Source organism: Shewanella sp. AS16 (genome assembly GCF_021412365.1).
Classification (GTDB): Bacteria; Pseudomonadota; Gammaproteobacteria; order Enterobacterales; family Shewanellaceae; genus Shewanella; species Shewanella salipaludis.
Map to the genome: position 1 here is coordinate 1 of NZ_JAKCLK010000002.1, position 13,068 is coordinate 13,068.

General features: G+C 52.0%; 8 protein-coding genes, 4 tRNA genes and 1 rRNA gene. 7 read left to right on the forward strand and 6 right to left on the reverse strand.

Annotated features, from left to right (window positions below; genetic code table 11):
- A 16S ribosomal RNA gene (locus LZP73_RS04875) occupies positions 1-117 on the reverse strand; the annotation flags it as partial.
- A gap of 810 nt (positions 118-927) precedes the next feature.
- Positions 928-1,809, reverse strand: coding sequence for a CDP-diacylglycerol--serine O-phosphatidyltransferase (gene pssA / locus LZP73_RS04880; protein WP_234233354.1), 882 nt, complete (start codon positions 1,807-1,809; stop codon positions 928-930).
- Between the two features lie 124 nt (positions 1,810-1,933).
- On the opposite strand from pssA, the gene LZP73_RS04885 reads away from it, so the two are divergent.
- Positions 1,934-2,380 carry a DUF4124 domain-containing protein gene (locus tag LZP73_RS04885; RefSeq protein WP_234233355.1) on the forward strand — a complete coding sequence of 149 codons (447 nt, stop codon included), beginning with the start codon at positions 1,934-1,936 and terminating at the stop codon, positions 2,378-2,380.
- Between the two features lie 88 nt (positions 2,381-2,468).
- Here LZP73_RS04885 and clpB read toward each other — a convergent pair whose 3' ends face one another.
- The 3 genes from clpB to rluD all read right to left on the reverse strand — a co-directional run bounded on the left by clpB (position 2,469) and on the right by rluD (position 6,832).
- Positions 2,469-5,042: an ATP-dependent chaperone ClpB gene (clpB, locus tag LZP73_RS04890; RefSeq protein WP_234233356.1), complete on the reverse strand. Its 2,574-nt coding sequence runs from the start codon at positions 5,040-5,042 to the stop codon at positions 2,469-2,471.
- A gap of 95 nt (positions 5,043-5,137) precedes the next feature.
- Positions 5,138-5,857: a peptidoglycan editing factor PgeF gene (gene pgeF, locus LZP73_RS04895; RefSeq protein ID WP_234233357.1), complete on the reverse strand. Its 720-nt coding sequence runs from the start codon at positions 5,855-5,857 to the stop codon at positions 5,138-5,140.
- Positions 5,858-6,832 carry a 23S rRNA pseudouridine(1911/1915/1917) synthase RluD gene (gene rluD, locus LZP73_RS04900; RefSeq protein ID WP_234233358.1) on the reverse strand — a complete coding sequence of 325 codons (975 nt, stop codon included), beginning with the start codon at positions 6,830-6,832 and terminating at the stop codon, positions 5,858-5,860.
- 122 nt (positions 6,833-6,954) lie between these two features.
- Between rluD and LZP73_RS04905 the strand changes: the two genes are divergently transcribed.
- The 6 genes from LZP73_RS04905 (at position 6,955) to LZP73_RS04930 (ending at position 10,612) form a co-directional block, all read left to right on the forward strand.
- Positions 6,955-7,716: an outer membrane protein assembly factor BamD gene (locus LZP73_RS04905; RefSeq protein ID WP_234233359.1), complete on the forward strand. Its 762-nt coding sequence runs from the start codon at positions 6,955-6,957 to the stop codon at positions 7,714-7,716.
- 634 nt (positions 7,717-8,350) lie between these two features.
- Positions 8,351-8,426: transfer RNA gene (locus tag LZP73_RS04910), tRNA-Phe, on the forward strand.
- 54 nt (positions 8,427-8,480) lie between these two features.
- Positions 8,481-8,567 (forward strand) — tRNA-Leu (locus tag LZP73_RS04915).
- A gap of 48 nt (positions 8,568-8,615) precedes the next feature.
- Positions 8,616-8,702 (forward strand) — tRNA-Leu (locus LZP73_RS04920).
- Between the two features lie 27 nt (positions 8,703-8,729).
- Positions 8,730-8,816, forward strand: a tRNA-Leu gene (locus LZP73_RS04925).
- Positions 8,817-8,989: 173 nt separating this feature from the next.
- Positions 8,990-10,612 carry a methyl-accepting chemotaxis protein gene (locus LZP73_RS04930; protein ID WP_234233360.1) on the forward strand — a complete coding sequence of 541 codons (1,623 nt, stop codon included), beginning with the start codon at positions 8,990-8,992 and terminating at the stop codon, positions 10,610-10,612.
- A gap of 126 nt (positions 10,613-10,738) precedes the next feature.
- Here LZP73_RS04930 and LZP73_RS04935 read toward each other — a convergent pair whose 3' ends face one another.
- Positions 10,739-12,601 carry a methyl-accepting chemotaxis protein gene (locus LZP73_RS04935; protein WP_234233361.1) on the reverse strand — a complete coding sequence of 621 codons (1,863 nt, stop codon included), beginning with the start codon at positions 12,599-12,601 and terminating at the stop codon, positions 10,739-10,741.
- Between the last annotated feature and the right edge of the window lie 467 nt (positions 12,602-13,068).

The following is a 13,068-nucleotide window of genomic DNA, read 5'->3' on the forward strand; positions in this document are numbered from 1 at the left end:
CACCCGTCCGCCGCTCGCCGGCAAAGATAGCAAGCTATCTTCCCGCTGCCGCTCGACTTGCATGTGTTAGGCCTGCCGCCAGCGTTCAATCTGAGCCATGATCAAACTCTTCAATTAAAGTTTTTTGAACCACTCTTTGTTACAAGAGAAGTTCGGCTCAATGAATTCTGATTCGAATCAATCTTGCGATTGACTCTTTGTACATATTGCTATGAACACTCATCGTTACATTGATTTAAATTTTGACTGCCAACCCTAAGGCTAAGCAGTTTCGATTAACTCAACACCTGTGAGTGTCCACACAGATTTCTTGTTTTAGATTGTTAAAGAGCGTTGACCTCGTTGGGTCGGGGCTGATGCTTCATCAGCTCAGGGTCGTGCATTTTACGCATTTCCCGTTTGGCGTCAAGGAGTTTTTAAAACTTCTTTTCGCTGTCGATTTAAGCGCCATTCTCAACAGAGAGTAACAGTCTCAAATCAACCCGACTCGGTGGTTAACTTTCGCTGTCTGCCGTGTCAGTGGATGCGCATTATAGGGAGTTCCAGCGGCCGCGCAAGGGCTTTATCCAATAAAAACACCCAAGCGGGCAGAAAACATACCAAACGTTCATAAGTAAGCCAATTTGGCCCCAAACGAGTGGAAGTTTCCTTTATTCTCGCCGCGTTTTCAGTGATTCCATCGCTGACTTATCGGCTTTTGAGCGAAAACATTCAACCTTCTATGCCGAATACTCACAGGCTAATGCCCGGGTTTTGCTCAAGGAAAATAATTGTGGCACACAATGAACTGGCTTGCCTGCGACTCGATAGACCAATAACTAATAACCAAAGAGAGTAAAAGAAGTATCTGATATGAAAAAATCCGGCCAAAACCGGATTTAACTGCTAGGACAAATTCGATGACCCGGGCCTCACTCTCGCCCCAGCTTACTCGGCTTTATCTTGCTTATCTTTTGCATTGGTTTCTTGCTCGGCATCAGTTTTGAGCTCCGGCTTAACTTGGGTTGAGTTCTCCTCCTCGACTGACGAGGCAACATTTAGGTCCGAGTCTCCTCGGTTGCGCTCCTCACTGCCGTGGCTGGCCCTGAGCTTTCTTAGGGTACGTATGGTGATCACAGGACCCGAGAGTGCATAGAGATAGAAACCAACGCAAAGAATTAATGCAGGTTGTACCGAGATCACCACAAAGACGCCAACCAGCAGCAAGATCACTATGAAGTTCACCTTACCGCGCCAGTCCACTTCTTTAAATGAATGGTATCTGAAGTTGCTGACCATCAGGAGCCCAACGAGCGCAGTGACTAAGGCCACAATCCAACTGACATCGGCGCCCGAGATGTCATATTGATGGCCACACCAAATACTCCCGGCGATAACGGCGGCGGCAGCCGGGCTGGCGAGTCCCTGAAAATAGCGCTTATCGGCGACACCTACCTGGGTATTGAAGCGAGCGAGACGCAATGCCGCGCCGGCACAATATATGAAGGCGGCCAGCCAACCTATCTTGCCTAAATCCGCCAGGGCCCAATTATAGGCCAGCAACGCCGGCGCCATGCCGAAAGAGACCATGTCGGCCATGCTGTCATATTCGGCACCGAAGTCACTTTGGGTATTTGTGAGTCTGGCGACCCGGCCATCGAGACCGTCGCAGATCATGGCGACGAAGACAGCGATAGCCGCCGCCTCGAAGTGACCATTCATGGAAGCGATAACGGCGTAGAAGCCTGAAAATAGCCCGGCGGTGGTAAAGAGATTAGGCAGCAAATAGATGCCTTTGTTTTTCACTGTTTGGTTGACTGGATTTGGCATACACTGAATTCATTATTGTCAGAGGTTAGCTTTAGCTCCAAGATAGCATACTTTCAGGCGAGTGCCGGATATCGATGAGTCGGGTCGATAGCACTATCTCATTGGAACACCTTAGGATCTCTTTATGTTAAAAAACATCTTTTCGATTTGTCTGCTGTGGGGCTCAGTTGCGCCAGTATTTGCCACTAGCATATATACCTGGGTCGACAAGGATGGGGTTACCCATTACAGCCAACAGGCTCCCGAAGAAGGGAAAGCGGCACAATTAGACAGCCAAAGCATAGAGCCGGGCAAGATAGGCTCCATAGCCCCGACTAAGCGCATGGGAAGCCAAGCGACAGCGGCCGACTCGGCACCTTCGGCGGCCTTGAGCAAGGCTTCAGATGTTAAACAGGCTAAAGCTAACTGTGAGAGTGCGCGTCAAAACCTTAATGTGCTGACCACTTATACCAAACTCAACCGCCGCGACAAGACCTCGGGCGAAACCTTGGCCATGACGGAGGAGCAACGCCAGCAGGCGATACAAGAGCAAACCCGAAGAGTCGAATTTTTTTGCGCTAAGCAACCTTGACGCCACAGGCACCACACTTATAGAAGACATAAAAAAGGGAAACTCGACGTTTCCCTTTTTCATCTCGTGTATCGCTAGATACCCTTGGCTATTGCTCGAATACCAACTCTGAACCTGAACAGCCGACCTTGATGGCCTTGCCCGGCAATAAATCACCACGCAGCAGCTGTTGCGCCAGCGGATTTTCGACTTCCTGCTGCAACGCCCGCTTCAGGGGTCTGGCGCCATAGACGGGATCGAAGCCCAACTGAGCTATCAAACTCAGGGCATCGTCGGAGATCTCCAGCTCGAAATCTTTCTCTGCCAGACGCTGACGCAAGGCATCGATTTGAATGCTGGCGATGTGCTTGATGTTGTCGGCATCCAAGGGGTGGAAAACTACTGACTCATCGATCCGATTCAAAAACTCCGGCCTGAAGCTATGCATGACCACGTCCATCACATCGGCCTTCATTTGCTCATAACTGACTCGACCAAAGCTATCCTGAATGATGTCGGAACCCAGATTCGACGTCATGATAACCACGGTATTCTTGAAGTCGACGGTACGCCCCTGACCATCGGTCAGGCGACCATCGTCCAGCACTTGCAATAGGATGTTGAACACATCTGGATGGGCTTTTTCCACTTCATCGAGCAAGATCACTGAGTAGGGTTTACGTCTCACGGCCTCGGTCAGATAACCGCCCTCTTCATATCCCACATACCCAGGAGGGGCACCGACCAGACGAGATACAGAATGCTTCTCCATAAACTCGGACATGTCGATGCGGACCAAGGCCGACTCAGTATCGAACAGGAATCTCGCCAGGGCCTTACACAATTCCGTTTTCCCCACCCCGGTAGGGCCGAGAAACAGGAAGGAGCCTATGGGGCGATTCGGATCCGCAAGCCCGGCACGGCTGCGGCGAATGGCGTTGGAAACAGAATCCACCGCCTCATTTTGGCCTATCACCCGCTTATGCAGTGCGCCTTCCATCTGCAGCAATTTTTCCCGCTCCCCCTGCAGCATGCGCGACACAGGGATCCCCGTCGCCTTGGACAGCACTTCGGCAATCTCGACATCCGTGACCTTATTGCGCAGCAGGGTCATGTCCTGCATTTCCGCTTGTGAGGCCAGATCCAGCTGTTTTTCGAGTTCAGGAATACGGCCGTATTGTAACTCGGACATGCGGGTCAGATCGCCGGCACGGCGGGACACCTCAAGATCCATGCGGGCCTGCTCGAGATCCGCCTTGATATGCTGAGTCCCCGCCAGAGCGGCCTTCTCCGTATGCCAGACTTCATTGAGTTCTGACACCTTGGACTCGACATCGGCCAACTCGGCACGCAAGTGCTCCAATCGACGCCGGCTGGCCTCATCGTTTTCTTTCGACAATGCCTGTTCTTCCAGCTTCAACTGAATGGCGCGGCGCTCCAGTCTGTCCAAGGATTCTGGCTTGGAATCGATTTGCATGCGGATACTGGAGGCGGCTTCATCGATAAGATCTATCGCCTTGTCGGGCAATTTCCTGTCGGACACGTAGCGATGGGACATGGTCGCCGCCGCGACTATGGCAGGATCGGTAATTTCCACATGGTGATGCAGCTCGTAGCGCTCTTTCAGACCGCGCAAGATGGCAATGGTATCTTCGACACTGGGTTCATCCACCAAGACTTTCTGGAAACGGCGTTCGAGCGCCGCGTCTTTCTCTATATATTGGCGGTATTCGTCCAGCGTCGTGGCACCGACACAATGCAAGTCGCCGCGCGCCAGTGCGGGTTTAAGCATGTTGCCTGCATCCATGGCGCCATCCCCTTTGCCCGCACCCACCATGGTATGCAACTCGTCGATGAAGAGGATCACCTGGCCCTCTTCCTGCGCCAATTCGTTGAGTACGGCCTTCAGTCTTTCTTCGAATTCACCGCGATATTTGGCGCCGGCGATCAGCGCGCCCATGTCGAGCGACAGCACTCGCTTATTCTTGATGCCTTCGGGCACTTCACCGTTGATGATCCTCTGTGCCAGGCCTTCGACTATGGCTGTCTTACCTACCCCGGGCTCACCGATCAACACAGGATTGTTTTTACTGCGACGCTGCAGTACTTGTATGGTGCGGCGAATTTCTTCATCACGGCCGATCACAGGATCCAATTTGCCCTGTTCAGCACGCTCGGTGAGATCTATGGTGAACTTCTTCAGCGCCTGGCGCTGATCTTCGGCATTGGGATCGTCCACATTCTGACCGCCACGCATTTGCTCTATGGTTTGCTCCATCAATGCCTTGTTGGCACCGGCGTTTTTCAAACAGTTGGCCAAGGGATCATTGCCTTCCAGCGCAGCCAATATGAACAGCTCGCTGGAGATGTATTTGTCTTTGCGTTTCTGGGCCAGCTTATCGCATAGATTCAACAGGCGGATCAGCCCCTGGGACAACTGCACATCGCCCCCCGTACCTTCAACCTGGGGCAGACGATCCAGCTCCTGGCTGAGCGCCGAGCGCAAGGCACTGACGCGGATCCCGGCCTGGGTCAGCAAGGGATGGATGGAACCTGAGTCCTGATTCAATAATGCCATCATCAGATGCAAGGGTTCGATAAACTGATGATCGCGCCCGAGCGCTAACGACTGGGCGTCTGAAATGGCAAGCTGAAATTTGTTGGTCATACGATCGAGCCGCATACAGCCTCCTGAAACTACAAATGAAGTTATCGCATTTAGTTAGTTTAAAGATGGGGACTATTCAGACAATTTCAAGCAGGAGACACAAATTCGACTCAAGATTTGAGCCAGATCAAGGAGGCCATTCTGCCGCAAAAGCGATCGCGACGATAAGAAAAATACTCTGTCGCTCGTTGAAAGGTGCAGACATTGGCGGCATAGATACGCTCGACGCCGGCAAGTTGGAGTCTCAGGGAAGCCAGGCCAAGGAGATCGGCCAGATATTTATCGGCATGGGGAACGAAAAAAGTCTCGGCCTGGGCATGTTTAACCACAAACTGCTCCCTCACCTCGGTGCCGACTTCGAACGCCTGTGGTCCGATCGCCGGACCAAGATAGGCCTGCAAGTTTGCCGCCGGCGCCTTGAAAGCTGCGATGGCGGCCTCTATCACCCCATCACACAAACCACGCCAGCCGGCATGCACCGCCGCCACTTCGGTACCCGAAGTGTCGCATAGCAAGATGGGCAGACAGTCTGCCGTCATCACCACGCAGATGTTTTCGGCTCTATTGCTGTAACTGGCATCTGCGGTTCGCATCGACGAAGCGCCGAGATCGACCAGCCGTGTGCCATGCACCTGCTGCAGCCACTGAGGTTCGAAGTTCAAGCCCAGGTTGTGTTTGAGCAAGGCACGGTTGGCCAACACGTCGGCCTCCCTGTCCCCCACGTGCAGTCCAAGGTTCAGGCTGTCATAGGGGGGGAGGCTGACGCCGCCATGACGCCCTGTCATGGCGATGCCAACATTCTGCGGTAGCGGCCAGTGCTGAGTTAACATTTACAGGTATTCTATCGGATGCTCGGCCGTGTCCTGACGCAGTGCCTTGGTCAGTATCACCATGTCTTCCGGAATGGGGGCCTGCCAGCTCATGATTTCACAGCTGAAGGGATGCGCCAATTCCAGCCTGACCGCGTGCAGGGCCTGACGTTTGAAGTTTTTCAATATCTCGAAAAACTCCGGACTCGCCGCTTTCGGTGGACGGGGACGACCACCATAAACAGGGTCGCCCAGCAACACATGGCCTATGTGCGCCATATGCACCCGGATCTGATGGGTACGGCCAGATTCCAGCCTGAGTCGCAAACGGGTATGGTTACGGAACTTCTCCGCCACCCGGTAGTGAGTCACAGCAGGTTTTCCCGCATGATGCACCGCCATATGGGTACGCTTGGTAGGATGACGGCCTATGGGTTCATCCACTGTGCCGCCGCCTGTCATGGTGCCCAACACTATGGCCTCATACTCACGGGTAATTTCCCGCGCCTGCAGGGCTGCCACCAGGTGAGTCTGAGCCTCGACGGTTTTCGCTACCACCATCAGGCCGGTAGTGTCTTTATCCAGACGATGTACTATGCCAGCACGAGGCACATGCTCGATCTCAGGGCAATGGTGCAGCAGGGCATTCATCAGGGTACCATCGGCATTGCCCGCGCCCGGATGAACCACTAAGCCCGCCTGCTTATTGATCACCAATATGTGTTCATCTTCATAGACTATGTCCAGGTCTATGGCCTGTGCTTTGGCATGCACTTCTTCTTCCAGCGTCGCACCAACCTCTATCTGTTGTGATTCGAGGACCTTTTCACGGGGCTTATCGACCACCACGCCATCGACCTGGACTGCACCGGAGAGGATCCATTCCTTGATGCGCGTACGCGAGTAATCGGGAAACAACTCAGCCAATGCCTGATCGAGTCTCAAGCCGGTTTGTGTTGCTGAAATCTCGCTTTTTAGATTAATCTCTTGTGTCATAGGAACCGTACCCCGGTTTTGGGGTCCAAAAAAGTGTGCTATCTGTTACAATCGGATGTTTTCTATTTTATAGTGAAATGGAAAAATTCTTAACTACAACTTAAAAAGAATTGAATTCAAGTATGTATAAATTTTCCAAAGGCGTAACCTTAGTCCTGCTTTCACTGGCCTTATCTGCCTGTAGCAGTAGCCCCGACGATGAAGATATCGTTAGTCAAAAGTCCCCTGAGATACTTTACTCTCAGGCCCGTACGTCGATGGAACTCGGTAATTACTCTAAGGCTGTCCGCACCCTGGAAGCTCTGGACTCTCGCTTCCCATTTGGTCCGCATAAGACTCAGGTTCAGCTGGATCTCATCTATGCCTACTATAAGATGGATGACGCGGCGTCTGGCCTGGCCAGCATAGACAGGTTTATCCGTCTCAACCCCACCCATCCCGATATCGACTATGTCTATTATATGCGTGGACTAGTCAACATGCAGGCCGATAACTACTTGTTTCACGACATGTTGAATATCGACCGAACCGATCGCGATCCGAAAAATGCACAGGATGCCTTCAAGGACTTCGATAAGCTCATCAAAAGTTATCCCAACAGTAAGTATGCCGCCGATGCACAAAAGCGCATGCAAGGACTGAAAAACCGTTTGGCGAAATACTCGATCACCGTGGCCGAGTATTACATCAAGATGAATGCCTGGAGTGCCGCCGCCGTTCGAGCCCAGTCTGTACTGGAAACCTATCCGGGCACCCCTTCTACAGAGAGGGCGCTGGAGATCATGGTACAGGCTTATGACGCATTAGGGCAGGAACAACTGAAGCAGCATGCGCTCATGGTAATGCAAGCCAACTATCCAAACAATCAAATCTTGTCAAACTGACGCATGGGTTCAGCGCCAGGAATCACAGAACGCCCCGCTATCGGGGCGTTTTATTATCTGTATCTATATAAGCCGGCAAGCTTGTCGGCCTAGGCGTTGGTTAGCGCCTAGGGCCTTGCCCTATGTCGACAGCACTGACGGGCATCATTCCATCTTCTTGTAAGCCACCTTCTTGTAAGTCTTTCCTCATAAGCCACCTTCTCGTAAACCACCCTCTCATAAACCGCTGTAGCCTTGTCTCGCCCTAGGCCAGCAAGGCCCAATTCGAAAGGGGCCGCAACCCTAAGCTGCCACACACCAAACCAGCGGCATCCAGCGGCACAGTAACTGTGACTTAAATGGCAGGTATAGCGACAGAGGCTTTAGTGACAAGGGCTTCTGTGACGAGCGTCTTAGGGTCGAGGCAATCAGGCCTGGCTCTGCGCAACGCCTTAGCTCCCAAAAAATGAGATGCATACGGATAAGCGCCGCGCTGCATCCCATGGCCACTATGCACGCCCAAGTTCAGGCCAGATGACTCCGAAGGCCCAAACCGGGCTTTATGCACAAAACTTATTCAAACGAGCGGCTTTTTAAGATATTTAGCAGAAACTAGTTGACTGGAACCGCCAAAACCCTTTAAATTGCGCCCGTCGCCCGAATAGCTCAGTCGGTAGAGCAGCGGATTGAAAATCCGCGTGTCCCTGGTTCGATTCCGGGTTCGGGCACCATCTTTAACTCAGTTGCCAAGGCGGCTGATATTAAAGGGTTGCAATAGGTACAGTGCAGGTGTGGTGGAATTGGTAGACACGCCAGCTTCAGGTGCTGGTGCTCGCAAGGGCGTGGAGGTTCAAGTCCTCTCACCTGTACCAAATTGCAACTTTAGGGAAAGGCATTTTATTCCTGATTAGAATAACAATGCAGGTGTGGTGGAATTGGTAGACACGCCAGCTTCAGGTGCTGGTGCCCGCAAGGGCGTGGAAGTTCAAGTCTTCTCACCTGTACCAATTTTTTGGTACGCTAAATCAATCAATGCAGATGTGGTGGAATTGGTAGACACGCCAGCTTCAGGTGCTGGTGCCCGCAAGGGCGTGGAAGTTCAAGTCTTCTCATCTGTACCAACATTTAAACCTCGCTTAGCGGGGTTTTTTTGTATCTGCAACATTCAAAATTATTTATAGATACCCCTCTTTCTCCTGCTTTGCTATAACTGATGCTAATGCATGTTACTCATGCTGTAAGCACACACGGTTCAAGGATGACCTCCATCAGTCTACCTATAGCGAGTGCAATAATGAACTTACAAATAAAGCACAAAATGGTACTGGGCTTCCTGATCCCCTTAACTTTTCTGATCAGCGTTTGTTTGATTGCCATCAACATGATGAGCAAGATAGAAGCCGGAGTTGTCAGCATTTACAATGACAGAGTCGTGCCATTGGAAGATCTCAAGGTGATTGGCGATGATTACGCAGTTTATGTGATAGATGCCATCAATAAGGCAAATGCGGGTGAGTTTAGCGCAGAACAAGCCGCCTATGCCCTGCAAAATGCCAATACCGAGATCCGGCAGCGCTGGCAAAAATATATGGCCACCACATTAACGCCGGAAGAATCCCAATTGGCCGGAGAAGCCGACAGGCTCTTTGGTCCGGCCAATGGCATGATCACAGAACTCGAGCTGAAGCTCGCTCAGCTCAACGGCAAGATAGACGGCAAATTAACCCAGGATATAGTCCCCCTGTATCGGGTCATAGATCCCATAAGTAATAAGATCGCCGCTCTTGTCAGCTTGCAACTAAGGGTGGCAGGCGAAGATAAGGACAAGTTGAACGCCATTCACGCATCATCGACAACCCTGTTTATCCTGCTGACCCTGCTCGCGGTCATCGCCAGTCTAGTGATCGGGTTTTGGGTGAACCGCAGTGTGATGAAACCGATAGCAGATATCTTCACTCAGCTGCAGAAGATCCAATCAACCTCAGATCTTACCGTGACTTTTGTCCCCTTTAACGACGACGAATTGGGCAAGATATCCACCAACCTAACCCAAGTCATAGCGCATCTAAGGGGCATCTTGCTCTCCATAGCCCAAGCCGCCAATACCGTCAGCGACTCAGCGGCTGAACTCAGTAACTTTACCCATGAAGCCAACGAACGCTTATACCAACAACAGGCAGAAACTGAACAGACTGCGGCGGCAATGAACCAGATGACGGCCACGGTTGCCGAAGTGGCTCAAAGCGCGACTGCCGCTGCCGACTCGGCGAGAGATGCCGATGTCAATGCCGCCAACGGCAATGACATAGTTCAGCAATCCATTGGCAGCATGTCGCAGTTATCGGTACAAATTCAAGAAACCGCCAGCGTCATTACATCGCTGGCAAATGAAAGCCACAATATAGGTCGGGTACTGGATGTCATCAAAGGCATTGCAGAACAGACCAACCTGCTGGCGCTGAATGCGGCTATCGAGGCGGCCAGAGCAGGAGAGCAGGGCCGAGGTTTCGCCGTGGTTGCCGATGAAGTCCGCACCCTGGCCAAGCGCACTCAAGAATCGACCCAGGAAATTGAATCCATGATCGTCGGACTCCAGCATGGAGTCAATGAGGCTGTCAGCACCATGGAAGTCGGTATCAAACAAGTTGAGGAGGCCAACAGCAAGGCCAATGAGGCAGGACAAGCATTGGAGGGGATTGTTATTTCCGTCGATAACATCACAGAGATGAATACCCATATCGCCACCGCCGCAGAAGAACAGAGCAGTGTCGCTGAAAGTATCAACCGCAGCATCATAGCCATCAGCGATATAGCCCAGCACTCGACCCAAGCCGCGGCCGAACTGAATGACTCGGTCAAGAAATTGAACGAACTGGCGACTGTGATGCGCACCCAAGTCGGCGAGTTTAGGCTCTAGCTTTGAATCATATCTTCTGCCAGCAGCAGAGGCTGCACGCTTCTACTGCTGGCAGAGTGGGTAAACCAACAAGATAAACGCTCTCCCCCACGGACACCCGAAGAGAAGAGCCGTGATTCTCACTCATTAAATCTTGAACTGACTCACAGCCTGGAACAGGAACTCGGCCCTGGATTTCACTTCATTGGAGGAAGAGGCATTTTCAGCGGCGGCATGAGAAGACTCTTCGGCGATGTCACGGATCACCACCACATTCTTATTCACTTCGGCCGCCACCATGCTTTGCTCTTCGATCGCCGCCGCTATCTGAGTGCTCATATCCATGATATTGGTGACATCGGCGTTGATCTGCTGCAGCAGGGTACCGGCGGTCGCCGCTTGCTGGGCACTGTCGGCACCTTGCTGCTGACTCGCCTCCATTAATTGCACTATTGAGCGGGTCCGACTCTGCAGAGTCTGGATGATGTTGGCAATTTCCTGAGTCGACTCCTGAGTGCGCATCGCCAGACTGCGTACCTCATCGGCAACCACGGCGAAACCTCGGCCCTGCTCTCCGGCTCTGGCCGCCTCGATGGCGGCATTGAGCGCCAGCAAGTTGGTCTGTTCGGCGATGCCGCGGATCACATCCAGAACACTGCCTATGGTGGCGCTGTCATGCTCCAGCTCACCCACAACCCTGGCCGATTCGTCCAACTGCTGGGCCAAGGCCTGGATCTTCTCTATGGTTTGCTCCACTCCCAACTGGCCATCCTGGGCATTCACATGGGTTTCACTCGCCTTCGCCGCCGCCAATTCTGTGTTCTTGGCGATCTCTTCTATGGTGGCCCCCATTTCCGTTATGGCCGTCGCCACCATGTCAGTCTCATTGAGTTGCCGTCCCACTCCCTGGGATGCCAGGCCGGCATTGTGGGATAGCTCGGAACAGGACTGATTCATGCCGCCAATAGATTCTATGACTTGCTCGATCAACTGCTGAAAGCTTTCCACCATACGATTGAAGTGCACCGCGATCTGGCCTATCTCATCCTGGCTGGCAACCTCGCAACGCTGGGTGAGATCTTTGTTGATTTCAATATTGCTGATGACCTTATTGATGCTGTTGATGGGATCGATAATGCTGCGAACGATCAAATAAGTCACCACACATAGCAGCAGGGTGATGACCAAGAACTCTACCAGGCCTATGATGAAAACATTGCTTTCAACATTTCTAATGGCCGAGACTGTCTGCTGCTTCAAGGCTTCGGAATCGACTTCCGTCTGGGCGACCGCATCCCGCAGCTTGGCCATCTTGCCGTCATTGCTGCTCAGGCCCAATTGCTGCTCTTTGGTGACCAAAGCCGTGAAGGCGGTCTGATATTGCTGCATCAGCCTCTGGATTTCGCCCTTGGTATTGGATGCCAGCGAAGAAGACTGCAAGCGTTGATTGAAATCGGCAAAATGGGCATTGAAACCATCCATATACTTAAGATCCCGGCGCAGCATAAAGTCTTTTTCGCTGCGTCTGAGTTGCAGCATGGCGACTTCCAGTTCAGGCTCATTGAAATCTTTCAGCAGGGATTCAACATTATGCACCGCCTCGCGCAACTCACCGTAGAGGCCGGATTTAGGGGTCAGACCTATTTCCTGTTGCAGAACAACCACATCGTTGAACAAGGCACTGTAGCTGCCCAGGCTCCGACTGAAACCGTCCAGGGATTGAGTCGAAATATCATAATCGACCAAGGTGTGTTGCAGTGACTGACTCAGATCTGAGATCCGTTCATGGGTTAACTTGGTATGAGCCACATAGTCGAGATCCAGACGGGCAAAGAAGTCTTTCTCATCTTTGCGCAGCAGCAGCACTTCTTTTTCCAATTCAACCACATTGCTTATGGCCAGCGATAATGCGGTCTGAGTATGGCTCGAGTATCTCTGCAAGCCGAACATGGCCACGACCGCCATGATCGACAGGGTTGCACTGAGTAATAATTTTGAGCGGATCAACATGACAACGCCTCGGGGTAAGTGACAGATTTCATGCCTGTTGCTTCGCTCGGCTAAAAGCAAAGCCCCAAAGCAACAGAATACAAGCTATCCAGCTGTCAGGAATTAAGGGTACGACGTCCGTATCGCGATATAAAACCAAGGTCTAAGTATATGCCAGGAACCGATGGTAAAACATACATGAGCCGCCCCAACGCAGTTTAAAAGCCACTACTCCGACCATAAGATGGGTCGGGGCCGACAAAGATGGACTCTCAGACATTAAGGCGACGGAACCATCCCAGGACTGAACTCTTGCCACAGATAGTTTTTTTGTTCATCTTATGATCTTTTCAGATGCAACTTCACCCGAGCTTAAATCTCTTGCCTTACACTGGGTTATCCAATAGCCATGGAATACAAGATGCGGGAAAGACGGTGAGCAGAGGGTTAAGCCAAGTGTTAACGGTACCCAGGGCCTTAAGCTGACA